At 72.1% G+C, this 22,730-nt stretch carries 25 protein-coding genes; 17 read left to right on the top strand and 8 right to left on the bottom strand.

Going from position 1 to position 22,730, the window contains the following annotated elements:
* Nucleotides 1-2: 2 nt before the first annotated feature.
* Together BLW85_RS21100 and BLW85_RS21095 are read right to left on the bottom strand one after the other, a co-directional pair.
* On the bottom strand, nucleotides 3-257 hold the full coding sequence (locus tag BLW85_RS21100) for a MoaD/ThiS family protein (RefSeq protein WP_074992850.1): 255 nt from the start codon (nucleotides 255-257) through the stop codon (nucleotides 3-5).
* Nucleotides 258-337: 80 nt separating this feature from the next.
* Nucleotides 338-1,159, bottom strand: coding sequence for an alpha/beta hydrolase family protein (locus tag BLW85_RS21095; RefSeq protein WP_079172381.1), 822 nt, complete (start codon nucleotides 1,157-1,159; stop codon nucleotides 338-340).
* A gap of 181 nt (nucleotides 1,160-1,340) precedes the next feature.
* Here BLW85_RS21095 and BLW85_RS21090 point away from each other — a divergent pair, with 181 nt between their 5' ends.
* The 13 genes from BLW85_RS21090 (at nucleotide 1,341) to BLW85_RS21030 (ending at nucleotide 14,530) form a co-directional block, all read left to right on the top strand.
* Nucleotides 1,341-2,120, top strand: a complete 780-nt coding sequence (locus tag BLW85_RS21090) for a response regulator transcription factor (RefSeq protein WP_074992848.1) — start codon at nucleotides 1,341-1,343, stop codon at nucleotides 2,118-2,120.
* Between the two features lie 126 nt (nucleotides 2,121-2,246).
* A complete protein-coding gene (locus tag BLW85_RS21085; RefSeq protein ID WP_071828760.1) occupies nucleotides 2,247-3,272 on the top strand; it encodes a LacI family DNA-binding transcriptional regulator in 1,026 nt (341 codons plus the stop codon).
* Between the two features lie 134 nt (nucleotides 3,273-3,406).
* Entirely contained in the window at nucleotides 3,407-4,429 is a 1,023-nt protein-coding gene (locus BLW85_RS21080) for a S1C family serine protease (protein WP_070025135.1), read from the top strand.
* A 60-nt stretch (nucleotides 4,430-4,489) separates the two neighbouring features.
* Nucleotides 4,490-4,732 carry a hypothetical protein gene (locus tag BLW85_RS21075; protein ID WP_070025134.1) on the top strand — a complete coding sequence of 81 codons (243 nt, stop codon included), beginning with the start codon at nucleotides 4,490-4,492 and terminating at the stop codon, nucleotides 4,730-4,732.
* 125 nt (nucleotides 4,733-4,857) lie between these two features.
* Entirely contained in the window at nucleotides 4,858-5,592 is a 735-nt protein-coding gene (locus BLW85_RS21070; RefSeq protein WP_070025133.1) for a response regulator transcription factor, read from the top strand.
* The gene (locus BLW85_RS21065; protein WP_070025132.1) at nucleotides 5,589-7,070 is read left to right on the top strand and encodes a HAMP domain-containing sensor histidine kinase; all 1,482 of its coding nucleotides are present in this window, start codon (nucleotides 5,589-5,591) and stop codon (nucleotides 7,068-7,070) included. The genes BLW85_RS21070 and BLW85_RS21065 overlap by 4 nt, the downstream gene beginning before the upstream one ends.
* A 104-nt stretch (nucleotides 7,071-7,174) precedes the next feature.
* A complete protein-coding gene (gene mshD / locus BLW85_RS21060; RefSeq protein ID WP_070025131.1) occupies nucleotides 7,175-8,101 on the top strand; it encodes a mycothiol synthase in 927 nt (308 codons plus the stop codon).
* A gap of 91 nt (nucleotides 8,102-8,192) precedes the next feature.
* The gene (locus BLW85_RS21055) at nucleotides 8,193-8,579 is read left to right on the top strand and encodes a GntR family transcriptional regulator (protein WP_074992847.1); all 387 of its coding nucleotides are present in this window, start codon (nucleotides 8,193-8,195) and stop codon (nucleotides 8,577-8,579) included.
* Nucleotides 8,576-9,457 (top strand): ABC transporter ATP-binding protein, encoded by an 882-nt coding sequence (locus tag BLW85_RS21050; RefSeq protein WP_074992846.1) that lies wholly within the window; start codon nucleotides 8,576-8,578, stop codon nucleotides 9,455-9,457. The genes BLW85_RS21055 and BLW85_RS21050 overlap by 4 nt, the downstream gene beginning before the upstream one ends.
* On the top strand, nucleotides 9,454-10,455 hold the full coding sequence (locus BLW85_RS21045) for a hypothetical protein (protein ID WP_070025128.1): 1,002 nt from the start codon (nucleotides 9,454-9,456) through the stop codon (nucleotides 10,453-10,455). The genes BLW85_RS21050 and BLW85_RS21045 overlap by 4 nt, the downstream gene beginning before the upstream one ends.
* Before the next feature lie 268 nt (nucleotides 10,456-10,723).
* Nucleotides 10,724-13,084 (top strand): RNA degradosome polyphosphate kinase, encoded by a 2,361-nt coding sequence (locus BLW85_RS21040; RefSeq protein WP_208624879.1) that lies wholly within the window; start codon nucleotides 10,724-10,726, stop codon nucleotides 13,082-13,084.
* Nucleotides 13,065-14,117 carry a CHAD domain-containing protein gene (locus BLW85_RS21035; protein WP_074992844.1) on the top strand — a complete coding sequence of 351 codons (1,053 nt, stop codon included), beginning with the start codon at nucleotides 13,065-13,067 and terminating at the stop codon, nucleotides 14,115-14,117. Before BLW85_RS21040 ends, BLW85_RS21035 begins: the two co-directional genes overlap by 20 nt.
* Complete coding sequence (locus BLW85_RS21030) at nucleotides 14,114-14,530, top strand: NUDIX hydrolase (RefSeq protein WP_074992843.1); 417 nt, start codon at nucleotides 14,114-14,116, stop codon at nucleotides 14,528-14,530. The genes BLW85_RS21035 and BLW85_RS21030 overlap by 4 nt, the downstream gene beginning before the upstream one ends.
* Here BLW85_RS21030 and BLW85_RS21025 read toward each other — a convergent pair.
* Nucleotides 14,527-14,703 carry a hypothetical protein gene (locus BLW85_RS21025; protein WP_345770074.1) on the bottom strand — a complete coding sequence of 59 codons (177 nt, stop codon included), beginning with the start codon at nucleotides 14,701-14,703 and terminating at the stop codon, nucleotides 14,527-14,529. The genes BLW85_RS21030 and BLW85_RS21025 overlap by 4 nt on opposite strands.
* A gap of 113 nt (nucleotides 14,704-14,816) precedes the next feature.
* Here BLW85_RS21025 and BLW85_RS21020 point away from each other — a divergent pair, with 113 nt between their 5' ends.
* Nucleotides 14,817-15,689, top strand: a complete 873-nt coding sequence (locus BLW85_RS21020; RefSeq protein WP_070025123.1) for an SCO4651 family lipoprotein — start codon at nucleotides 14,817-14,819, stop codon at nucleotides 15,687-15,689.
* Nucleotides 15,690-15,809: 120 nt separating this feature from the next.
* Entirely contained in the window at nucleotides 15,810-15,989 is a 180-nt protein-coding gene (locus BLW85_RS39465) for a hypothetical protein (RefSeq protein ID WP_177330073.1), read from the top strand.
* Between the two features lie 22 nt (nucleotides 15,990-16,011).
* Here the strand turns inward: BLW85_RS39465 and BLW85_RS21015 are convergent, their stop codons facing one another.
* The gene (locus BLW85_RS21015) at nucleotides 16,012-16,356 is read right to left on the bottom strand and encodes a metal-sensitive transcriptional regulator (RefSeq protein ID WP_070025122.1); all 345 of its coding nucleotides are present in this window, start codon (nucleotides 16,354-16,356) and stop codon (nucleotides 16,012-16,014) included.
* A 233-nt stretch (nucleotides 16,357-16,589) separates the two neighbouring features.
* Between BLW85_RS21015 and BLW85_RS21010 the strand changes: the two genes are divergently transcribed.
* Both BLW85_RS21010 and BLW85_RS21005 read left to right on the top strand, forming a co-directional pair.
* Nucleotides 16,590-17,210 (top strand): DUF47 domain-containing protein, encoded by a 621-nt coding sequence (locus BLW85_RS21010; RefSeq protein ID WP_015493282.1) that lies wholly within the window; start codon nucleotides 16,590-16,592, stop codon nucleotides 17,208-17,210.
* A gap of 7 nt (nucleotides 17,211-17,217) precedes the next feature.
* On the top strand, nucleotides 17,218-18,216 hold the full coding sequence (locus BLW85_RS21005; protein ID WP_070025121.1) for an inorganic phosphate transporter: 999 nt from the start codon (nucleotides 17,218-17,220) through the stop codon (nucleotides 18,214-18,216).
* A 170-nt stretch (nucleotides 18,217-18,386) separates the two neighbouring features.
* On the opposite strand, the gene pstB is transcribed toward BLW85_RS21005, so the two are convergent.
* From pstB to pstS, 4 genes are all read right to left on the bottom strand, one after another.
* Nucleotides 18,387-19,163, bottom strand: a complete 777-nt coding sequence (pstB, locus tag BLW85_RS21000; RefSeq protein ID WP_070025120.1) for a phosphate ABC transporter ATP-binding protein PstB — start codon at nucleotides 19,161-19,163, stop codon at nucleotides 18,387-18,389.
* 35 nt (nucleotides 19,164-19,198) lie between these two features.
* Complete coding sequence (pstA, locus tag BLW85_RS20995) at nucleotides 19,199-20,260, bottom strand: phosphate ABC transporter permease PstA (protein WP_070025119.1); 1,062 nt, start codon at nucleotides 20,258-20,260, stop codon at nucleotides 19,199-19,201.
* The gene (gene pstC, locus BLW85_RS20990) at nucleotides 20,257-21,261 is read right to left on the bottom strand and encodes a phosphate ABC transporter permease subunit PstC (RefSeq protein ID WP_074992842.1); all 1,005 of its coding nucleotides are present in this window, start codon (nucleotides 21,259-21,261) and stop codon (nucleotides 20,257-20,259) included. Before pstC ends, pstA begins: the two co-directional genes overlap by 4 nt.
* Nucleotides 21,262-21,384: 123 nt before the next feature.
* The gene (gene pstS, locus BLW85_RS20985) at nucleotides 21,385-22,518 is read right to left on the bottom strand and encodes a phosphate ABC transporter substrate-binding protein PstS (protein WP_070025117.1); all 1,134 of its coding nucleotides are present in this window, start codon (nucleotides 22,516-22,518) and stop codon (nucleotides 21,385-21,387) included.
* Nucleotides 22,519-22,730 lie beyond the last annotated feature (212 nt).

The following is a 22,730-nucleotide window of genomic DNA, read 5'->3' as shown; positions in this document are numbered from 1 at the left end:
GCTCACCCTCCTGCGAACGGCGGGAGCACCTCGACCGTGCCGCCCTCGGCCAGCCGTACCGTCTCATGCGCGCGCGTGCCGACGGGGTCGCCGTCGATCAGGAAGGAGCAGCGCTGGAGCACGCGGGTGAGTTCACCGGGGTGCCGCTCGCGCACCGCGGTCAGCGCGTCGGCGAGCGTCGCCGCGTCGTACGGCTCCTCGGCGACTCCGGCCGCGGCCTTGGCGGCGGCCCAGTAGCGCACCGTGACCTTGGGCATCTGGTTCCTCAATCGACGGCGGTCGACGGGCCTTCACGGCCGTCGAACGGCTGGGGAATGTCAGTAAGTACAGGGTCAGGCTAGCCGGACCGGCGGGCGGCCCAGTCCCCGATGCGGTCCACCAGGGCGTCGTCCGCCGCGTGCTCCGCGTGGCCCATGCCCGGCTCCAGCCAGAGTTCGGCGTGACCGCCGGAGGCCTCGGCGAGCATGCGCGGGTGGTCGAGCGGGAAGTAGCCGTCGCGGTCGCCGTGGACGATGAGCAGGGGGGCCGGGGCGATCCGGGGGACCGCCTCCACCGGGGAGAGCGGCACCGGGTCCCAGTCGCGGTGGTGGATGCGGGTGCGCAGGCCGTAGCGGCCGACCAGGCGGCCCGTCGGGCGGGTGACCAGCCAGTGCAGCCGGCGCATCGGGGCGGTGCCCCGGTAGTACCAGCGGGCGGGCGCGCTCATCGCGGCCACCGCGTCGACCGTGCCCGGGTACAGGGCCGCGTGCCGCAGCACCACCGAGCCGCCCATGGAGAAGCCGACGGTCGCCACCCGGTCGTGCCCGAAGCCGCGCGCCCACTCGACGGCCGCCGCGAGGTCCAGCACCTCCTTGTCGCCGACCGTGGAGCGCCCGCCCGAGCGCCCGTGGCCCCGGAAGGAGAAGGTGACGACGGCGCCGTGCCGGCCGAGCCCGGCGGCCACGCGGCGCACGTGCGGCCGGTCGACGTCACCCGTGAAGCCGTGCGCGATCACCAGGACCGGGCCGGTGCCGGGCGCGTCCGGGCCCGGCTGGTACACGGCCTCCACCGGTGTTCCGTCGGCCGTACGCAGAAATGTCCGGACAGGACCCCGTCTGCCTGTCTCGTCATCCGGACGTACGGTGGAACCTGCCACATGACCTGCCGGGCGGTTGTTCATGTGGGCTATTCTGCTGGGCAGAGGACTCGGGCAGCGTAGCCACCGGGTCCTTTTGTGCTTTCGGAAGCGTTGTATACGAAGCGGTGATCCTCGGGTGACCGCCGGTGTACGGGGCCTTCGGGAACGCAAGAGCAGTGCCCGTCCGCACAGTTCTCGCAGGGACCGAGGAGGAACCAGATATATGAGTTCTCTGCTGCTCCTGACCAACGCCCTCCAGCCGTCGACAGAAGTCCTGCCCGCCCTCGGCCTGCTGTTGCACAACGTCCGGGTGGCCCCCGCCGAGGGGCCGGCCCTGGTCGACACCCCCGGCGCCGACGTCATCCTCGTCGACGGCCGCCGCGACCTGCCGCAGGTGCGCAGCCTGTGCCAGCTGCTGCGCTCCACCGGCCCCGGCTGTCCCCTGGTCCTCGTGGTCACCGAGGGCGGGCTCGCCGCCGTCACCGCCGACTGGGGCATCGACGACGTGCTGCTCGACACGGCGGGGCCGGCCGAGGTGGAGGCGCGGCTGCGGCTCGCCCTGGGACGCCAGCAGCTCACCCACGACGACTCCCCCATGGAGATCCGCAACGGCGACCTGTCCGTGGACGAGGCGACCTACTCCGCCAAGCTCAAGGGCCGCGTCCTCGATCTCACCTTCAAGGAGTTCGAGCTGCTGAAGTACCTCGCCCAGCACCCGGGCCGGGTCTTCACCCGGGCCCAGCTGCTCCAGGAGGTGTGGGGCTACGACTACTTCGGCGGCACCCGGACGGTCGACGTGCACGTACGGCGGCTGCGGGCCAAGCTCGGCCCGGAGCACGAGTCGCTGATCGGCACCGTACGGAACGTCGGTTACCGATTCGTTACCCCGGAGAAGGGGGAGCGGAGCGAGGAGAAGGGCAAGGCCGAGGCGAAGCGGGCGAAGGCGGACAACAGCGATGCATCCACCGCCCCGGCGGACGCCCAGGTGCACGCGGACGCCTGATCCATCACACCTTCCGGCGAATTCCCGCCAAGTCCGCGCACGAAAGCGTCGGCCGCGCACGGCCGACGTCCCGCCAGCGGACGGAACACCCTGCCCGAGCTGGGTCAATCCGCGTAGACTCCGCGCGTGGCCAAGGTGACTCGGGATGATGTGGCGCGGCTGGCGGGGACCTCCACCGCCGTCGTCAGCTATGTCATCAACAACGGACCCCGGCCGGTCGCCCCGGCAACGCGCGAGCGTGTCCTCGCCGCGATCAAGGAGCTGGGCTACCGCCCCGACCGGGTCGCCCAGGCGATGGCGTCGCGGCGCACCGACCTCATAGGGCTGATCATCCCGGACGCCCGCCAGCCCTTCTTCGGGGAGATGGCGCACGCCGTGGAGCAGGCCGCCTCCGAGCGCGGCAAGATGGTCCTGGTCGGCAACACCGACTACGTCAGCGAGCGCGAGGTCCACTATCTGCGCGCCTTCCTCGGCATGCGGGTCTCCGGACTGATCCTGGTCAGCCACGCGCTGAACGACCTCGCCGCCGCCGAGATCGACGCCTGGGACGCCCGGGTGGTGCTGCTGCACGAGCGCCCCGAGGCGATCGACGACGTGGCGGTGGTGACGGACGACCTCGGCGGCGCCCAGCTCGCCGTGCGCCACCTGCTGGAGCACGGCCACCCGTACGTCGCCTGCATGGGCGGCACCGCGGACACCCCCGCCGTCGGCGACCCGGTCTCCGACCACGTCGAGGGCTGGAAGCGGGCCATGGCGGAGGCGGGCCTGAGCACCGAGGGTCGGCTGTTCGAGGCCCCGTACAACCGCTACGACGCCTACCGGGTGGCGCTGGACATCCTGTCCGGGCCCCGGCGGCCCCCGGCGATCTTCTGCTCCACCGACGACCAGGCGATCGGCGTGCTGCGGGCCGCGCGGGAGCTGCGCATCGACGTGCCCCGGGAGCTGGCGGTGGCCGGCTTCGACGACATCAAGGAGGCCGCGTTCGCGGACCCGCCGCTGACCACGGTCGCCTCGGACCGCTCGGCGATGGCCCGGGCGGCGGTCGACCTGGTGCTGGACGACGGGCTGCGGGTGGCCGGGTCCCGGCGCGAGCGGCTGAAGACGTTCCCCTCCCGTCTGGTGGTGCGCGCCTCCTGCGGCTGCGGGGCCTGACGGGCCCGTCTGAGAGGCCGGTGAGAGCCGGGCCCGAGCCCCGAGATGCTTCTTTATATCGGGCAAACGAGGTTCTGCCGGGCTTCTCAGCGAGCACTCAGGAAGCTCTCATGGTCGCCGGGGAGGCTTCTTGCATGACCGAGAGCCTCCGCCGCAGCGGCGAGTACGAGTACGACAGTCAGCAGTACGGCTACTCCGCTCCCGTGAACCCCGAGTGGCCGCCCCCGCCGCCGTACGAGCCGGCGGCGACGGCCCCCCTGCCGGCCCCCGAGCCGCCGGCGCGGAAGCGCACCCGCGGTCCCGTCGCCCTCCTCGCGGCGGTCGCCATCGTCGCTGCGGCGGTCGGCGGCGCCACCGCGTACGGCTTCCAGGAGCTGACCGGCAAGGACGCCGTGACCGCCACCGGGACCAGCACCAACGCGGTGCCGGCCGGCAAGCGGGGCGACGTCGCCGCGATCGCGGCCGCGGTCAGCCCGAGCGTGGTGGAGATCAACGCCACCCTCGCCAACGGCTCCTCCACCGGCTCCGGCGTGATCATCTCCGGCAACGGCGAGATCGTCACCAACAACCACGTGATCGCGGGCGCTCAGTCGGTCAAGGTCCGCACCAGCGACGGCCACGCCTACACCGCCGACGTCGTCGGCACCGACCGCTCCAAGGACCTCGCGCTGATCAAGCTGGAGGGTGCCTCCGGGCTGAAGGCGGCGAACCTCGGCAACTCCGCGGGCGTGCAGGTCGGCGACTCGGTCGTGGCGATCGGCTCCCCCGAGGGCCTGACCGGCACCGTCACCAGCGGCATCGTCTCCGCGCTCGACCGGGACGTCACCGTGCCCACCGACGAGAGCCAGGGGCAGGGCACGGGCGGCGACGGTCAGTGGCCGTTCCAGTTCGGCGGCCGCCAGTTCAACGGCGACACCGGCTCGTCCACCACCACCTACAAGGCGATCCAGACGGACGCCTCCCTCAACCCCGGCAACTCGGGCGGCGCGTTGATCGACGCGGCCGGGAACATCATCGGCATCAACTCCGCGATGTACTCGTCGAGCCAGCAGCAGTCCTCGTCCTCGGACGCGGGCAGCATCGGCCTCGGCTTCGCGATCCCCGTCAACACGGTCAAGGCCGACCTGGCCAAGCTGCGGTCGGGCGGGCAGAACTAGCGCACCCGGTCGGGCCCTCGGGCCCGCCACAGCGTCACTCGCAGTGTCTGGAGGAACATCATGACCACGCAGGTTTTCCACCAGGAAGCGGGCCGTGGCCCGGCCGACCTCTCCCTCGCCCTCGCGGTCGCGCGTCAACTGCACGCGCCGGCCGCCCCCGCCCCCCGCGCCCCGGAGATCATCCCGGCGCCAGTGCCCCAGCTGATGGGCCTGCGCCGCAGCTCCGCCGACCGCCCCCACCGCCGCAAGGTGCCGCTGCACCGGCTGACCGCGATGCGCAGCCTGGCGGTCCTCGGCACCTGACCCTTGGCGTCCGGGCCCCCGGGCCCGGCACCATGGGAGGCTGTAGACAGCGAACCAATGCACCCGGACACGGACAACCCGAACCCAGCCCTCCTCCCCTTCCACCTCCACAAGGAATCGCGAGCATGAGCCCCGCCGAAGGCGACCGTGACACCCAGCGCATCCTGATCGTCGACGACGAGCCGGCCGTACGCGAGGCGCTCCAGCGCAGTCTCGCCTTCGAGGGGTACGACACCGAGGTCGCCGTCGACGGCGCGGACGCGCTGGAGAAGGCCGCGGCGTACAAGCCGGACCTGGTCGTCCTCGACATCCAGATGCCCCGGATGGACGGTCTGACGGCGGCCCGCCGCATCCGGGGCGGCGGGGACACCCTGCCGATCCTCATGCTCACCGCCCGCGACACGGTCGGCGACCGGGTGACCGGCCTGGACGCGGGCGCCGACGACTACCTGGTCAAGCCCTTCGAGCTGGACGAGCTGTTCGCCCGGATCCGCGCCCTGCTGCGGCGCAGCTCCTACGCGGCGGCCGTCTCGCCCCAGGCCCAGGCGGACGAGGCCCTCAGCTTCGGCGACCTGCGCATGAACCTGGCGACCCGCGAGGTGACCCGGGGCGGCCGGCAGGTCGAACTGACCCGCACCGAGTTCACGCTCCTGGAGATGTTCATGGCGCACCCGCGCCAGGTGCTCACCCGCGAGCAGATCCTCAAGGCGGTGTGGGGCTTCGACTTCGAGCCGTCCTCCAACTCGCTCGACGTCTACGTGATGTACCTGCGGCGCAAGACCGAGGCGGGCGGGGAGCCCCGGCTGGTGCACACCGTGCGGGGCGTCGGCTACGTCCTGCGGCAGGGCGGCGCCGAGTGAGCCGACTCGTGCGGCGCTACCGTTCGCTGCCGATCAGGGCCCGGCTGGCCGTGCTGGTCGCGGCGGCGGTGGCGTTCGCGGTGGCGGCGGTCTCCGTGACCTGCTGGTTCATCGTGCAGGGCAAGCTGTACGAGCAGGTCGACAACGATCTGCGCAGAACGGCGCCGCGTCCGGCCGCGGAGACGGTGTACAACCTGCTCTCCGCGTGTCCGCAGAAACCGGCCGACACCTCCCCCTACGGCGTCCTGCGGTCCCGCGAGACCGTGTACACCCAGCTGGTGAAGCCGGACGGCACGCCCTGCGTCCCCAGCGACTCCGCGGGCACCGTGAAGACCACCGACGCCGACCGGGTGGTGGTGCGCGACGCCGTCACCCACGGCGACGGCATCCTGCGCAACGGCACCGACACGAACGGCAACGACGTCCGGGTGCTCACCATGCCGCTGGTGATCGACACCAACGTGGGCCCCCAGCTGTACCCCGGTGCGGCGATGATGATCGGCGTCCCGCTCAAGAACACCGAGAAGACCCTCAACGACCTGGCGCTCGTCCTGCTGCTGGTGTCCGGGGTGGGCGTGCTGGGCGCGGGGGCCGCGGGCCTCGCGGTGGCCCGCGCCGGACTGCGCCCGGTGGACAAGCTCACCGAGGCCGTGGAGCACATGGCCCGCACCGAGGACCTGACCATCCGCATCCCGGTGGAGGAGGAGGCCGAGGACGAGGTGGCCCGGCTGTCCCGGTCGTTCAACTCCATGACGGCCTCCCTGGCCGGCTCCCGGGAACTCCAGCAGCAGCTGATCGCGGACGCCGGGCACGAGCTGCGCACCCCGCTGACCTCACTGCGCACCAACATCGAACTGCTCACCCGCAGCGAGGAGACGGGCCGTCCGCTGCCCCCCGAGGACCGCAAGGCGCTGCTGGCCTCGGTGAAGGCGCAGATGACCGAACTCGCCTCCTTGATCGGGGACTTGCAGGAGCTGTCCCGGTCGGAGGGCCAGCACGGCGAGCGGGTCCAGGTGGTCTCCTTCCAGGACACCGTGGAGGCGGCCCTGCGCCGGGCCCGGCTGCGCGGCCCCGAGCTGACCATCACGGCGGACCTGGAGCCCTGGTTCGTGCGCGGGGAGCCGTCCGCGCTGGAGCGGGCCGTGGTGAACGTCCTCGACAACGCGGTGAAGTTCAGCCCCGAGGGCGGCACCGTCGAGGTCCGCCTCGCCGACGGCGTGCTCACCGTCCGCGACCACGGTCCCGGCGTCCCCGAGGACGAACTCCCGCACGTCTTCGACCGGTTCTGGCGCTCCCCCGGCGCCCGCTCGCTGCCCGGCTCCGGCCTCGGCCTGTCCATCGTCGCCCGTACGGTGCAACAGTCCGGCGGCGAGGTCGCCTTGGCCCGGGCGGAGGGCGGCGGCACCGTGGTGACGGTCCGGCTGCCGGGGGCGCCGGTGCCGCCGCCGGAGACGTCCGCGGCCGAGGTGGCCGGTTAGGCCCGGACGGCCGCGGCAGCCGGGGGCACCCACGCGGGCGCCGTGTCCTTGCATCCGCCGCCACTTCCGCCCGCCGCCCCCGCCCGCCCCGTACCCTCGTACACATGAGCAGCGACGACACCGTAGGGGCCTTCTCGGCCCGCTCCATCGAGACCCTTTCCGCGCTCACCCCGGACCAGGCCGAGGCCGTGCTCACCCTGCTCGGCGAGGCCGCGCGGGTCGACGGGCAGCAGCCGGTGTCCGAGCAGGGCCGGCTGCAACTGCGCGGGGGTGCCCGCGAGGGCGTCACGCATCTGCTGCTGACCGTCGACGGCGAACTCGCCGGTTACGCCCAGCTGGAGGACACCGACCCGGTCGAGGCGCCGGCCGCCGAACTCGTCGTCCACCCCGCGCGCCGGGGGCACGGCCACGGCCGCGCGCTCGGCTCGGCCCTGCTCGCCGCCTCCGGCAAGCGCCTGCGGGTGTGGGCGCACGGCGGACATCCCGCCGCCCGTCATCTCGCCCAGGTCCTCGGCCTCACCCTGTTCCGCGAACTGCGCCAGATGCGGCGGCCGTTGACCGACCTCGAACTGTCCGAGCCGCGGCTGCCGGAGGGCGTGACCGTGCGCACCTTCGTGCCCGGCAAGGACGACAGCGCCTGGCTCGCGGTCAACGCGGGCGCGTTCGCCCACCACCCCGAGCAGGGCTCGCTGACCCAGCGGGACCTGGACGACCGCAAGGCCCAGCCGTGGTTCGACCCGGCCGGGTTCTTCCTCGCCGAGCGGCGCGGGGAGCTGATCGGCTTCCACTGGACCAAGGTGCACGCCGAGGAGGGCCTCGGCGAGGTCTACGTCCTCGGGGTCCGCCCCGGCGAGCAGGGCGGCGGCCTCGGCAAGGCGCTCACCGCCATCGGCCTGCGCCACCTCGCCGCACAGGGCCTGCCGACCGCGATGCTCTACGTCGACGCGGACAACTCGGCCGCGGTGGCGGTGTACGAACGGCTGGGCTTCGGCACCTACGAGACGGACCTGATGTACCGCACCGAAACATGAGGTAAGGGACACAAGGGGCGGTCGTATTGACGACCGCCCCTCTCTTGCACCACCCTTTCACTACTCAATTAGTGAAAGGGTGGTTCAACGCGTGGTCGAATACCGCATCGACCGGCACAGCGGTGTCGCCACCTACGTCCAGATCGTCCAGCAGACCAAACAGGCCCTGCGCCTCGGACTGCTGCGCCCCGGAGACAAGCTGCCGACGGCCCGGGAGGTCGTCGAGGCCACCGCCATCAACCCCAACACCGTCCTCAAGGCCTACCGCGAACTGGAGCGGGAGGGCCTGGTCGAGGCGCGGCGCGGGCTCGGCACCTTCGTCCGCCGGTCGCTGGGCGCCGCCCCGGCCGACTCCCCGCTGCGCGCGGAGCTGGAGGAGTGGGCCCGGCGCGCCCGCGCGGACGGCCTGGAGTGGGACGACGTGGCCGCGCTCTTCACCGCCGTACTCGACAAGCACTTCCAGGGAGAACCGTCATGAGCAGCGACACGGCCCTGCGGGCCGACGCTCTGGGGAAGAGGTTCGGCCGGCGCACCGGCTGGGCCCTGCGGGACTGCGCGTTCCGGCTGCCCACCGGGCGCGTGTGCGCCGTCGTGGGGCCCAACGGAGCCGGCAAGTCCACCCTCCTGGCCCTCGCCGCCGGGCTGACGGCCCCCACCGAAGGCAGCCTCGCCGTCCTCGGCACCACCCCGGCCGAGGCCCGGCCCCGGGTCGGCTACGTCGCCCAGGACAAGCCCCTGTACCCCCAGCTCACCGTCGCCGAGACGCTGCGCATGGGCGCCGCGCTCAACCCCGAGCGCTGGGACCCGGCCGTCGCCGAGCACGTCGTCGCGGGCGGCGGCCTCGACCCCGCGGCCCGCGTCCGCACCCTCTCCGGCGGCCAGCGCACCCGGGTCGCGCTCGCCCTCGCCCTCGGCAAGCGGCCCGAACTGCTGCTCCTGGACGAGCCGATGGCCGACCTCGACCCGCTGGCCCGGCACGACCTGATGGGCACCCTGATGGGGCAGGCCGCCCGGTACGGCACCACGATCGTGCTGTCCTCGCACGTCATCGCGGAGCTGGAGGACTCCTGCGACCACCTGCTGCTGGTCGGCGGCGGTCGGATCCGGCTGGCCGGCGAGATCGACGAACTGCTCGCCGCCCATCTGCGGATCAGCGGCGCCGCCGCGGACGCCGACCTCGGCCCGCACACCGTGGTGGAGTCCCGGGTCACCGGCCGCCAGCTCAGCGCGCTGATCCGGCCGGCCGGACCGGTCGCCGACGGCTGGCGCACCACCGCGCCCTCCCTCGAGGAACTCGTCCTCGCCCATCTGCGCAGCCCCGGCGCACCGAGCCTGACCGAGGAGCGTGCCGCATGAGCGCCCTGACCCTGACCACGCCGTCCGCCGAGCGGCCCCGGCAGACCCGCTGGCTGCTGCGGCTGCACCGGCCCGCGCTGTGCGCCTGGGCCGCGCTGGCGGTCGTCCTGGCCGCCCTGCTGCTCGCACTCGCCGGCCCGCTGGTGAACGCGGCGGCCGAGGGCTGGCGGCAGTACCGGGCGTGCGGCATGAACCCGCGGTGCAGCTACGACCAGGCCGCGATCATGCGCTACAAGGACTACTACAACTACGCCACCGTCGCGCTGAACCTGCTGCCCTTCGTGGTGGCCGCCTGGGCGGGCGCCGCGCTGACCGGGCGCGAGCTGGAGTCCGGCACCGCCCGGCTCGCCTGGACGCAGGCCACCTCCCCGGCCCGCTGGCTGACCGTGCGCCTCGCCGTCCCGGCGCTCGGCCTCGCGGCCGCCACCGGCCTGCTGAGCGTGCTGCACCACCTCGCCTGGGCCGCGGGCGTGGACCGGGTCGACTCCGCCAAGGAGTGGTACGACCGCTACACCTTCCATGCGAACGGCCCCACCCTCGCGGCCCTCACCCTCGCCGGGCTCGCGGCCGGCGCCCTGGCCGGCCTGCTGGTGCGCCGCGCGCTGCCCGCGCTGGTCGTCGGCGTCCTGGTGACCGGCGGGCTGCGGGCGCTGACCGAGCTGGCGCTGCCCCACCTGTGGCCGGCGGTCACCCGCACCGGCTCCGTGGACGGGTTCGTCGCCCCCGACGGACTCGGCGTCGACCAGGGCATGCTGACCCGCGACGGCGCCCATGTGCCGGCCCCGTCCTGCGACAGCCCGGCCGGCTGCGACGCGGCGTACAAGGACTTCGCCGGGCGCTACGACGTCTTCCACCCGGCCTCCCACTTCTGGCCGCTCCAGCTGACCACCAGCGCGCTGCTGCTGGCCGTCACCGCGCTCCTGGTCGCGGCCTGCTTCCTGACCCTGCGCCGCCAGACCGGCGCACTGCGCCCGCCGAAGACGACGAAGAGGGTCTGACCCGTCCGCGCGGCCACGGGTCCGTACGCCGCCCGGCGCGGCCGTACGGACCCACCGGCCGCGGTCGGGTTCGGACGAAGCCCGCACGAGCGCGATCGGCCCTCCGAGGGCCGCCCGGCCCCGCTCCGTCCGGGCACCGGACCGCACGCCGCCCCGCGCGCCCCGTACGCGGTCGCGCCCGGCCGGGACCCCCGGGAGCCGCCCCCCGCTATCCCGCACGTCATGTCGCCGTAACCGTCGATTCAGACGGGCTTGCGACGCTCGGCCAATGAGACCCGACGTGCCAGAGCCTTCGCCGCCCCCCGAGGGTCCCGCGGGGAACGGGACCACGACGCTCCCGCCCGCACGTTCCGACGCGCCCGTGAGCCCGGTCGCGCGGAAGAATGGGTTCATGAGTCAGCAAGACACCCAGGCAGAGGCACAGGCACAGCACCCGCAGCCCCCCGTGGGCTCCATCGCCGCGCACCGCCCGCACACGGTGGCCGCCGCGGTCTCCGACCTGGCACCCGACATCGACGCGGATCTCGACGCGTACGAGGAGTCCGGGGCCGGCGGCGCCCCGCTGCCCCAGGGCCGGTTCCTCGACCGGGAGCGCAGCTGGCTCGCCTTCAACGAACGCGTCCTGGAACTGGCCGAGGACCCGGACACGCCCCTGCTGGAGCGTGCCAACTTCCTCGCGATCTTCGCCAGCAACCTGGACGAGTTCTTCATGGTCCGGGTGGCCGGACTGAAGCGCCGCATCGCCACCGGCGTGGCCACCCGCTCCGCCTCCGGGCTCCAGCCGCGCGAGGTGCTGGAGATGATCTGGGCCCGCTCGCGCGAGTTGATGGCCCGGCACGCCGCCTGCTACCACGAGGACGTCGCCCCCGCGCTCGCCGAGGAGGGCATCCACCTGGTCCGCTGGAGCGAGCTGACCGACAAGGAACAGGCCCGCCTGTTCACGCTGTTCCGGCACCAGATCTTCCCCGTCCTCACCCCGCTGGCCGTCGACCCCGCGCACCCCTTCCCGTACATCTCCGGCCTGTCCCTGAACCTGGCCGTCGTCGTGCGCAACCCGGTCAGCGGCCACAAGCACTTCGCGCGCGTCAAGGTCCCGCCGCTGCTCTCCCGCTTCCTGGAGTCCAGCCCCGGCCGGTACGTCCCCGTCGAGGACGTCATCGCCGCGCACCTGGAAGAGCTGTTCCCGGGCATGGAGGTGCTGGAGAGCCACGCCTTCCGGCTCACCCGCAACGAGGACCTGGAGGTCGAGGAGGACGACGCCGAGAACCTCCTCCAGGCCCTGGAGAAGGAACTCATGCGGCGCCGCTTCGGGCCGCCGGTGCGCCTGGAGGTCGAGGAGTCCATCGACCGCGAGGTGCTCGACCTGCTGGTGCGCGAGCTGAAGATCTCCGAGGCCGAGGTCTACCCGCTGCCCGGCCCGCTCGACCTCACCGGCCTGTTCCGCATCCACGGCCTGGACCGGCCCGAGCTGAAGTACCCCAAGTTCGTCGCGGGCACCCACCGCGACCTCGCCGAGGTCGAGTCCGCCTCCGCGCCGGACATCTTCGCGGCGCTGCGCCAGCGGGACGTGCTGCTGCACCACCCCTACGACAGCTTCTCCACCTCCGTGCAGGCCTTCCTCCAGCAGGCCGCCGAGGACCCGGACGTCCTCGCGATCAAGCAGACCCTGTACCGCACCTCCGGCGACTCCCCGATCGTCGACGCGCTGATAGACGCGGCCGAGTCCGGCAAGCAGGTACTGGTCCTGGTCGAGATCAAGGCCCGCTTCGACGAGCACGCCAACATCAAGTGGGCGAAGAAGCTGGAGGAGGCCGGCTGCCACGTCGTCTACGGCCTGGTCGGCCTGAAGACGCACTGCAAGCTGTCGCTGGTGGTCCGCCAGGAGGGCGAGACCCTGCGCCGCTACAGCCACGTCGGCACCGGCAACTACCACCCCAAGACCGCCCGGCTGTACGAGGACCTCGGCCTGCTCACCGCGGACCCCCAGGTCGGCGCGGACCTCTCCGACCTGTTCAACCGGCTGTCCGGCTACTCCCGCCGGGAGACCTACCGCCGGCTGCTCGTCGCCCCCAAGTCCCTGCGCGACGGCCTGATCTCGCGGATCGACAAGGAGGCCCAGCACCACCGTGCGGGCCGCCCCGCGTTCGTCCGGATCAAGGTCAACTCGATGGTGGACGAGGCGGTCGTCGACGCGCTCTACCGCGCCTCCCAGGCGGGCGTGCCGGTGGACGTCTGGGTCCGCGGCATCTGCGCGATCCGGCCCGGCGTGCCCGGGCTCTCGGAGAACATCCGGGTCCGCTCCGTGCTCGGCCGCTTCCTGGAGCACTCCCGGGTGTTCGCCTTCGGCAACGGCGGCGAGCCCGAGGTGTGGATCGGCAGCGCCGACATGATGCACCGCAACCTCGACCGGCGGATCGAGGCCCTGGTGCGGGTCGTGGACCCCGGCCACCGCGCGGCCCTCAACCGGCTGCTGGACACCGGCATGTCCGACAGCACCGCGTCCTGGCACCTCGGCCCGGACGGCGAGTGGACGCGGCACGCGACCGACGCGGACGGCCAGCCCCTGCGCAACATCCAGGAGATGCTCATAGACGCCCGGAGGCGCCGGCGTGGCACAGCAACACCTTGACCCGACGGACCCCACGGCCGGTGTGGCGACCGGGGACGCCCTTGCGGGCTATCTGCGCGCCCAGGCCACCCAGTTCCTGCGCGCCCTGAGGCTGCACCGGGAGACCGGCGGCGCCGCGGGCACCGGCGAGGAGTCCGTCGACGCGGCCAGCGCCCTGCGCCGCTCGGCCCGCCGCATCAGCGCCAGCCTGCACACCTACCGCCCGCTCCTCGACCCCGCCTGGACGGAGTCGCTGCGGCCCGAACTGGCCTGGGTGTCCGGCACCTTGGCCCTGGAGCACGCGTACGAGGCGCGTCTGGAGCGGCTGTTGCAGGCGCTGCACCGGCTGTCGGGGGCGGCGCTCCCGGGCCCGGCGGCGGCCGAGGGGGTGCCGGCCGGTCCGGGCGGCGGCCCGCCGGCCGCGGCGGACCGCGCCAGCCTCACCGTCGGCGCCGCCAAGGCCGGTGCGCTGCTGGACCGGCAGCTCACCCTCGCCCGGACCAGGGCCCACTCCACCGCCCTCCAGGCGCTGGGCTCCAGCCGCTTCCACGCCGTCGCCGACAAGGTCGCCGTGCTCGCCAGCGAGGTCCCGCTCGCCCCGGCCGCCCCCGCCACCGAGCTGCACCCCCTCGCCGCCGCGGCGCAGGAGCGGCTGACGGACGCCGTCGCCGCCCTGCCCCTGCTCACCGCGGGTCACCCGTACAACGCGGAGGCCCTGATCCACGGCCTGTCCCCGGACCCGTCCCCGCACCCCCAGGACGGCCCCTGGCACCAGGTCCGCCTGCTGCTGCGCCTGCACCGGTACGCCCGGGAGGTGCTGCACGGCGACGCACCCGCCGACGTGCGGATCCTGGCGGCCGGCCAGGCGCTCGACCGGCACCGCGACGCCTCCGAGGCCGCCGCCGCGGCGGCCCAGGCGGCCCGCACCCCCCGGATCGCCCCCGCGACGGCATACGCTCTCGGCGTGCTCCACGCCGACCAGCGGCACGAGGTGGAGGCGTCCAGGTTCGCGTTCCAGCGGGCCTGGCAGAAGGAGACCGTGGAGGCTGTGTGAGCGACACCCCGATCCTGGCGGCGGGCTGCGTCCTGTGGCGCCGCGCCCCGGCCGACGGCGCCCTTCAGCTGTGCCTGGTGCACCGGCCCAAGTACGACGACTGGTCGCACCCCAAGGGCAAGCTCGAACCCGGCGAGGACGCGCTCGCGGGAGCGCTGCGGGAGGTCGTGGAGGAGACCGGGTACACGGCCGAGCCGGGCGCGGAACTGCCCACCCTGCGCTACCTGGTGGACGCCCGCCCCAAGCAGGTGCGCTACTGGGCGGCCGAGGCCGCGGCGGGCGGCTTCGTGCCCAACCACGAGGTCGACCGCGTCCTGTGGCTGGCTCCCGCCGCCGCCCGCGCCCGCCTCACCCACGCCCACGACCGCGACCTGGTGGACGCGCTGCTCGGCGTGCTCGGGGAACGGTTCTAGACCGGACCGTTCTCGTCGGCCGCGGCCGGGCCCGCGTGCGCCGCCGCGTCCGTACGGGCCTGGCTGCGGGCCCTGCGGGCCGGTCCGCGCCAGCCGCAGCTGCACCGGGCCACGCAGAAGCGGCCCTGCTCGGTCGTCGTCGTCAGATGGTCCTGCCCGTCCTCCTGCGCCACGACGTCCACGGTACCGAGGACCCCGGACGGGGGCGTGACGGCAGTCCCCTACCCGTCGTTAACCGGAACGACAGGGGCCCGTGACGGACGTACCGGCTGGGGGAAGGCAGACGATGGAACGGCGGCAGCACAGACTCACGGGCAGGACGGCCGTCGCACTGGGCGCCACCCTCGCCACCCTCGCCCTGGGAGCGGGCGCCACCGGCTGTTCCGGCCGCGGTGCCGCCGCGGAGGGCGTCCGCAGCGGCGGGGGCGATCCGGTCGCCCTGCTGACCGGCGCCGCCGACACCCTGCGCGCCGCGGGCACCTCCAAGGCCAGTACGGCCATGGAGATGGCCACCGGCGGCACCCGCGTCACCATCCGCGGCAAGGGCGTCTACGACTACGTCCGCCGGCTCGGCCGGCTCACCGTCGTCCTCCCCGAGGACCCGACCGGCGCCGCCGAGCACCGGCCCATCACCGAACTCCTCGCACCCGGCGCCCTGTTCATGAAGAACCGCGGGGCCGGGGTGCCCGCCGACAAATGGGTACGGGTGGAGACGGCCACACTCTCCGACGGCAACCTCGTCACCGGCGGCGTCACCGACCCCTACGCGGCGGCCGAGGTGCTGCGCGGCACCCGGGAGGCGGCCTACGTCGGCCGCACCGAGGTCGGCGGCACCCCCGTGCGGCACTACCGGGGCACCGCCGACCTGGCCCGCGCGGCCCGGCACGCCCCGGCCGACGTACGGCGGTCGCTGGCCGCGGCGGCGAAAGGGTTCGCCACGGCCGAGGTGCCCTTCGACGCCTACCTGGACGACCAGGGCCGGCTGCGCAAGCTGCGCCAGCGCTTCAGCTTCGTCAACGGCCGGCAGAAGACGCCGGTGGCGGTCGCCTCGACGACCCTGCTGTACGGCTTCGGCGCCCCCGCCGTGGTGGCCCTGCCGCGCGAGCACGACATCTACGCGGGCCGGATCGCGGAGGACGGCGGATCCTCCGGGGCCTGAATCCGGCCGGGTTTCCGCCCCGTACTAGTCCCAGGCGCCACCCCGTAAGTAGCCCGTCCGTGCCATGCGCGGTAGGTAAGACGCTGCCTACCCTAGGAGTTCGGTGACGGCAGGGAAGAGGTGAGGCGGGTGGCGGCGGTCGGCGGTACGGCGGTTCAGGACCACGTGGCCCTCGCCGAGATCGAGCTGTGCGGCGAGCTGATCATCGCGGCCTCGGCCGCCGAGGACCGGCTCAGCCTGGAGAGCATCGACGAGGTGCTCCGCGTCGAACGGCAGGAACGCGCGCGCCGCGCGGAGTGAGCACGCGGCGCGCGGCGCCGGCTCAGGTGCGCAGCAGCCGGCCGATCGCCTTCGTCGCCTCGTCCACCTTCTCGTCGATCTGGTTCCCGCCCGCGAGGGCCGCGTCCGCCACGCAGTGCCGCAGGTGCTCCTCCAGCAGCTGGAGCGCGAAGGACTGCAACGCCTTGGTGGAGGCGGAGACCTGGGTGAGTATGTCGATGCAGTAGGTGTCCTCGTCGACCATCCGCTGAAGACCCCGGATCTGCCCCTCGATCCGGCGCAGCCGCTTGAGGTGCTCGTCCTTCTGCTTGTGGTAGCCGTGCGTGACGTGCTCGGCGCCGTCCGTGTGCTCGGAGGGTGCCGTGGCGCCGGCCTCGGTCGTCGTCATCGCGGGCCTCCATCTCGGGACGGGTGTTTTCGGTCACACACCGGGGGACATACCGCCCGGCATACCCCTACTGGGTATATGGTACCGAATTTTGCTGGGTATGGGGGCCTTGGTACGCCCCCGTGATGATCGCCGCGTTTCATGGGCGACACTGGAGGGCGGCCCGATAGCCGTGGCCGGATGATGCGCCTAGCATCAGCCTGACCGAAACCGAAGCACCCCGAGGACCCCACGTGCGCTTTCGTCTGACCCCCAGGGAGACGAGCTTCTACGACATGTTCGCCGCATCCGCGGACAACATCGTCACCGGCTCGAAACTCCTGATGGAACTGCTCGGGGCGGACTCCTCCGCCCGAGCCGAGATCGCGGAGCGCATGCGGGCAGCGGAACACGCAGGCGACGACGCCACGCACGCGATCTTCCACCAGCTCAACTCCTCGTTCATCACGCCGTTCGACCGCGAGGACATCTACGCCCTCGCCGGTTCCCTGGACGACATCATGGACTTCATGGAGGAGGCCGTCGACCTCGTCGTCCTCTACAACGTCGAGGAACTGCCCAAGGGCGTCGAGCAGCAGATCGAGGTGCTGGCCCGCGCGGCCGAGCTGACCGCGGAGGCCATGCCGAACCTGCGCACCATGGACAACCTCACCGAGTACTGGATCGAGGTCAACCGCCTGGAGAACCAGGCCGACCAGATCCACCGCAAGCTGCTGGCCCACCTCTTCAACGGCAAGTACGACGCCATCGAGGTGCTGAAGCTCAAGCAGATCGTGGATGTGCTGGAAGAGGCGGCGGACGCTTTCGAGCACGTGGCGAACACGGTGGAGACCATCGCCGTCAAGGAGTCCTGAGGCGTCGATGGACACCCTGGCTCTGATCGTGACCGTCGCGGTCGCGCTCCTCTTCACGTACACCAACGGCTTCCACGACTCGGCGAACGCGATCGCCACCTCGGTCTCCACGCGGGCGCTGACCCCGCGGGCGGCGCTGGCGATGGCCGCGGTGATGAACCTCGCCGGCGCCTTCCTCGGCTCCGGGGTCGCCAAGACGGTCAGCGAGGGCCTGATCGAGACGCCCTCGGGCGGGCTGGGGATGGGCATCCTCTTCGCCGCGCTCATCGGCGCGATCGTCTGGAACCTGACCACCTGGTACTTCGGCCTGCCCTCGTCCTCCTCGCACGCACTGTTCGGCGGCCTGGTGGGCGCGGCGCTCGCGGGCGGCACGGCGGTCCACTGGGACGGCGTGGTCGACAAGGTCATCGTGCCGATGTTCCTGTCGCCGGTGGTCGGTCTGGTCGTCGGCTATCTGGTGATGCTGCTGATCATGTGGCTGTTCCGGCGCGCCAACCCGCACAAGGCCAAGCGGGGCTTCCGCATAGCCCAGACCGTCTCGGCGGCGGGCATGGCGCTCGGCCACGGTCTCCAGGACGCCCAGAAGACGATGGGTGTCGTGGTGATGGCGCTGGTGATCGCCGGCAACGAGACGTTCGGCGACCCGATCCCGGTCTGGGTGAAGCTGGTCTCGGCCATCATGATGTCGCTCGGTACGTACGCCGGCGGCTGGCGGATCATGCGCACCATGGGCCGCAAGATCATCGAGCTGGATCCGCCGCAGGGGTTCGCGGCGGAGGCGACCGGCGCCTCGATCATGTTCGGCACGGCGTACCTCTTCAAGGCGCCGATCTCCACGACGCACGTCATCACCTCGGCGATCATGGGTGTCGGCGCGACGAAGCGCGTGAACGCGGTGCGCTGGGGCGTGGCCAAGAACATCGTCCTGGGCTGGTTCATCACCATGCCGGCCGCGGCCCTGGTCGCCGCCCTGGTCTTCGGTCTCGTGAAGCTGACGGTGCTCTAGCCCTTCCCGGCCCCTGCGCCCACCCGCCGAAAGACGGGTGGGCGTTCCGCGTCCCGGAGGCGCGGCCGCGAAACCGGACGCGAAGGGGCCCGCCCCCGGGAGCCGGGGGCGGGCCCTTCGCGTCCTCGCGGTGGCACCGCCATGCAGCACCGCGAGGGGTTCGTGCCGGCTCAGCCGAAGCGGCCGGAGATGTAGTCCTCGGTCGCCTGGACCGACGGGTTGGAGAAGATCCGCTCCGTGTCGTCGATCTCGATCAGCCGGCCGGGCTGGCCGACCGCCGCGAGGTTGAAGAAGGCCGTGCGGTCGGAGACACGCGCCGCCTGCTGCATGTTGTGCGTCACGATGACGATCGTGAAGCGCTCCTTCAGCTCGCCGATCAGGTCCTCGATGGCGAGGGTGGAGATCGGGTCGAGCGCCGAGCACGGCTCGTCCATCAGCAGCACCTTGGGCTCGACGGCGATCGCCCGCGCGATGCACAGCCGCTGCTGCTGGCCGCCGGAGAGACCGGCACCCGGCTTGTTCAGGCGGTCCTTCACCTCGTTCCAGAGGTTCGCGCCCTTGAGCGACTTCTCGACGATGTCGTTCAGCTCGCTCTTCTTGTAGTTGCCGTTCAGCCGCAGCCCCGCCGCCACGTTGTCGAAGATCGACATCGTGGGGAAGGGGTTCGGGCGCTGGAAGACCATGCCCACCTCGCGCCGCACCGACACGGGGTCGACCCCGGTGCCGTACAGGTTTTCGTCGTCGAGGAGCACCTTGCCCTCGACCCGGCCGCCCGGGGTGACCTCGTGCATGCGGTTGAGCGTGCGCAGGAACGTCGACTTGCCGCAGCCGGACGGCCCGATGAACGCCGTCACCGAGCGCGGCTCGACCGTCATCGAGATGTCCTCGATCGCCTTGTGGGTGCCGTAGTACGCGGTCAGTCCGCTTACGTCGATTCGCTTGGCCATTGCTTGCTTCACTTCCGTCAGTCGCTGAGGCCGCTTCAGCGACCGGTCTTCGGGGCCTTCCAGCGGGCGATGCCGCGGGCCGCCAGGTTGAGGATCATCACGAAGGCGATCAGCGTGAGCGAGGCCGCCCAGGCACGGTCGTACGCCGCCGTGGAACCGGAGCTCTGCGAGTACTGCTGGTAGATGTACAGCGGCAGCGCCTGCTGGGCGCCCGAGAACGGGTTGTTGTTGATGAAGGAGTTGCCCCACACCAGCAGCAGGACCGGCGCCGTCTCACCCGCGATACGGGCGATCGCCAGCATGATGCCCGTGGTGATGCCGCCGATGGAGGTCGGCAGGACCACCTTGAGGATGGTGCGCCACTTGGGCACGCCGAGCGCCAGCGACGCCTCGCGCAGCTCGTTCGGCACGAGCTTGAGCATCTCCTCCGTGGAGCGGACCACGACCGGCATCATCAGGATGGCCAGCGCCAGCGAGCCGGCGAAGCCGAAGGGCTGCATGTCGGCCATCAGCATCAGGCTGAGGATGAACAGGCCCGCCACGATCGACGGGATGCCCGTCATCACGTCGACGAAGAAGGTGACCGCGCGGGCGAGGCCGCCACGGCCGTACTCCACCAGGTAGATCGCGGTGAGCACGCCGACCGGGGCGCCGATCAGGGTGGCGAGGCCGACCTGCTCCAGGCTGCCGATGATCGCGTGGTAGATGCCGCCGCCCGGCTCGGAGTCGGCGACGACGCCCATGGAGTGCGTCAGGAAGTACGGGTCGAGGACCTTCACACCGCGCTTGACGGTCGTCCAGACCAGGGACACCAGCGGGACCACGGCGAGCAGGAAGGCGACCCACACCAGCGAGGTGGCGATGCGGTCCTTGGCCTGCCGCCGGCCCTCCACCGCGGAGGCGATGACGTACGTGCCGAGGACGAACAGCAGCGCGGCGATCAGACCCCACTGGATGTGGCTGGTCAGCCCGGCGCCCGCGCCGATGCCGATCGCGACCACGATCGAGCCGCCGGCGATCGCCCACGGCGACCACTTCGGCAGGCTGGCGCTGCGCAGCGAGCTGCCGCGCTTGTCGGTGACGGCTGCGGTGCTCATGCGTTGGCCCCCGAGTACTCCTTGCGGCGGGCGATGATCGCGCGGGCCGCGCCGTTGACCAGCAGGGTGATGACGAACAGGACGAGACCGGAGGCGATCAGCGCGTCACGGCCGTCCTGCGTCGCCTCGCCGAACTTGCTGGCGATGTTCTGGGCGAAGGTGCCGCCGCCCGGGTCGAGCAGGCTGGTCTGGATGTCGAAGGTCGGCGAGAGCACGGTGGCCACGGCCATCGTCTCGCCGAGGGCGCGGCCGAGGCCGAGCATCGAGGCGGAGATCACGCCGGAGCGGCCGAAGGGCAGCACCGACATGCGGATGACCTCCCAGCGCGTGGCGCCGAGGGCCAGGGCGGCCTCCTCGTGCATCTGCGGGACCTGCCGGAAGACCTCGCGGCTCACATTGGTGATGATCGGCAGGATCATGATCGCGAGCAGGATGCCCACGGTGAGCATCGAGCGGGGCGCGCCGCCCTGCCAGGAGAAGATGCCGGTCCAGCCGAGGTACTCGTCGAGCCAGCCGAACAGGCCGTTCAGGTGCGGTACGAGGATCAGGGCGCCCCACAGGCCGTAGACGATGGACGGCACGGCGGCGAGCAGGTCGATCACGTACGCGACGGGGCCGCTCATCCGGCGCGGGGCGTAGTGGGTGAGGAACAGCGCGATGGCGACCGCGACCGGCACGGCCAGGACCATGGCGATGACCGAGGAGACCACCGTGCCGAAGGCCAGGACCGCGATGCCGAAGGACGGCGGGACCAGGTTGGTGTTCCACTCGAAGGTGGTCAGGAAGTTGCCGTGGTCCTTGCTGATCGCGAGGGACGCGCGGTAGGTGAGGAAGACCGCGATCGCGGCCATGATCACCAGCAGCAGGATGCCGGAGCCGCGGGACAGGCCGAGGAAGACGCGGTCGCCGGGGCGGGTGGCGCCGCGGTTCGGACGCTTCTGGGCGTTCGCGGACGGCTGGGACGTGGGGGGAGGGGCGTCGGTTGTCTTCGTTATGTCCATCGGGTTCTCCGGTCTGCGGAGCCGCCCGCCGAAGGGGCGCGCGACTCGTGGCGGCGGTGCACCGGACGGTGCGGCCCGGCCCGCGGGGAGGCCGTGGGAACCGGGCCGCACTCTCGGATCAGGTCAGCTCAGGGTCGCGATGGTGCTGCGGACCTTGCTGATGATCGCGTCGGGCATCGGCGCGTAGTCGATGCCGCTGAGCAGCTTCTGGCCGTCCTCGGACGCCATGTAGTTGAGGAAGGACTTGACGGTGGGCAGCGTGTCGGCCTTGTTGCCCTTGTCGCAGGCGATCTCGTACGTCACCAGGGTGATCGGGTAGGCGCCGTCGGCCTTGGTGTTGTAGTTGAGCTTCAGCGAGAGGTCGCTGCCGGTGCCGACGACCTTGGCGTCGGCGATGGCCTTGGTGGCGCTCTCGGTGCTGGGGGCGACCGGCTGGGCGGCACCGGTGTTGATGCTGACCGGCTTGATGCCGTCGCCGACGTAGGACAGCTCGAAGTAGCCGATGGCGCCGTTGGTCTGCTTGACCTGCTGGGCCACGCCGGAGGACTGCGCGGCGGACTGGCCGCCCTTGGCCTGCCAGGTCTTGCCGCCGGAGTACTTCCAGTTGTCCGGGGTGGTGGCGATCAGGTACTTGGTGAAGTTGTCCGTGGTGCCGGAGTCGTCCGAGCGGTGGAAGGCCTGGATCTTCAGGTCGGGAAGCTTCGCCGAGGGGTTCAGCTTCTTGATCGCCTCGTCGTTCCAGTTGGTGATCTTGCCGTCGAAGATCTTGGCGAGCGTCGGGGCGTCCAGGACCAGGTTGTCCACGCCGTTCAGGTTGTAGCCGATGGCGATCGGACCGCCGACCATCGGCAGGTCGATGCCCTGGCCGCCGGAGCAGACCTTCTTGGACGCGGCGACCTCTTCGGGCTTGAGCGCCGAGTCGGAGCCCGCCCACGGGATCTGGCCCTGCGTGAAGGAGGTCACGCCCGCGCCGGAGCCGCCGGCCTTGTAGTTGATCTGCACGCCACAGGCCTGCGAGAAGTTCTTGACCCAGGCGTCGATCGCGTTCTTCTGCGCGGAAGAACCGTCGGAGAGCAGCTGCCCCTTGGCGCCGTCGCACTTGATCGAGGAAGCGTTGGCGGCCGAGGACGGGTTGCCCGAGGCCTTGGAACCGCCACCGTTGTCGTCGGAGCCGCACGCCGTCAGGGCCAGGGCGCCGGAGACGGCGACAGCACCGAGAGTCAGGGCGCGCAGCCGGTTCTTGCGCTGAAGCTTCACGTTCGGGAGTTCCTTCCAGGAGCCGCCGCTGTCGGCGGCGTGCGAAGTCGTGGGTGCGGGAGCGCATCCATCACCGCACTCCGCACCGGGTACGGCCGAAATTAGGCAGATCAGGTGAAGCCGCCGAAGGCCATAAATGAACGACGGGTGAACCCCTGCCGTCAGCCCGGTGAGGTAACGGAATGCTCACGGGGAGGCCACGCCCAGATCCC

This window comes from Streptomyces misionensis (assembly GCF_900104815.1).
Taxonomy (GTDB): Bacteria; Actinomycetota; Actinomycetes; order Streptomycetales; family Streptomycetaceae; genus Streptomyces; species Streptomyces misionensis.
The sequence above is the reverse complement of the archived record's forward strand: the minus strand, read 5'-3'. Positions and strand labels throughout refer to the sequence as shown.

What these genes read in the sequence shown, in the direction of transcription:
- BLW85_RS21100 (WP_074992850.1), bottom strand. Translation starts at nt 257, where the DNA reads ATGCCCAAGGTCACGGTGCGCTACTGGGCCGCCGCCAAGGCCGCGGCC.
- BLW85_RS21095 (WP_079172381.1), bottom strand. Translation starts at nt 1,159, where the DNA reads ATGAACAACCGCCCGGCAGGTCATGTGGCAGGTTCCACCGTACGTCCG.
- BLW85_RS21090 (WP_074992848.1), top strand. Translation starts at nt 1,341, where the DNA reads ATGAGTTCTCTGCTGCTCCTGACCAACGCCCTCCAGCCGTCGACAGAA.
- BLW85_RS21080 (WP_070025135.1), top strand. Translation starts at nt 3,407, where the DNA reads ATGACCGAGAGCCTCCGCCGCAGCGGCGAGTACGAGTACGACAGTCAG.
- BLW85_RS21075 (WP_070025134.1), top strand. Translation starts at nt 4,490, where the DNA reads ATGACCACGCAGGTTTTCCACCAGGAAGCGGGCCGTGGCCCGGCCGAC.
- BLW85_RS21070 (WP_070025133.1), top strand. Translation starts at nt 4,858, where the DNA reads ATGAGCCCCGCCGAAGGCGACCGTGACACCCAGCGCATCCTGATCGTC.
- mshD (WP_070025131.1), top strand. Translation starts at nt 7,175, where the DNA reads ATGAGCAGCGACGACACCGTAGGGGCCTTCTCGGCCCGCTCCATCGAG.
- BLW85_RS21050 (WP_074992846.1), top strand. Translation starts at nt 8,576, where the DNA reads ATGAGCAGCGACACGGCCCTGCGGGCCGACGCTCTGGGGAAGAGGTTC.
- BLW85_RS21045 (WP_070025128.1), top strand. Translation starts at nt 9,454, where the DNA reads ATGAGCGCCCTGACCCTGACCACGCCGTCCGCCGAGCGGCCCCGGCAG.
- BLW85_RS21040 (WP_208624879.1), top strand. Translation starts at nt 10,724, where the DNA reads ATGAGACCCGACGTGCCAGAGCCTTCGCCGCCCCCCGAGGGTCCCGCG.
- BLW85_RS21020 (WP_070025123.1), top strand. Translation starts at nt 14,817, where the DNA reads ATGGAACGGCGGCAGCACAGACTCACGGGCAGGACGGCCGTCGCACTG.
- BLW85_RS21015 (WP_070025122.1), bottom strand. Translation starts at nt 16,356, where the DNA reads ATGACGACGACCGAGGCCGGCGCCACGGCACCCTCCGAGCACACGGAC.
- BLW85_RS21005 (WP_070025121.1), top strand. Translation starts at nt 17,218, where the DNA reads ATGGACACCCTGGCTCTGATCGTGACCGTCGCGGTCGCGCTCCTCTTC.
- pstB (WP_070025120.1), bottom strand. Translation starts at nt 19,163, where the DNA reads ATGGCCAAGCGAATCGACGTAAGCGGACTGACCGCGTACTACGGCACC.
- pstA (WP_070025119.1), bottom strand. Translation starts at nt 20,260, where the DNA reads ATGAGCACCGCAGCCGTCACCGACAAGCGCGGCAGCTCGCTGCGCAGC.
- pstC (WP_074992842.1), bottom strand. Translation starts at nt 21,261, where the DNA reads ATGGACATAACGAAGACAACCGACGCCCCTCCCCCCACGTCCCAGCCG.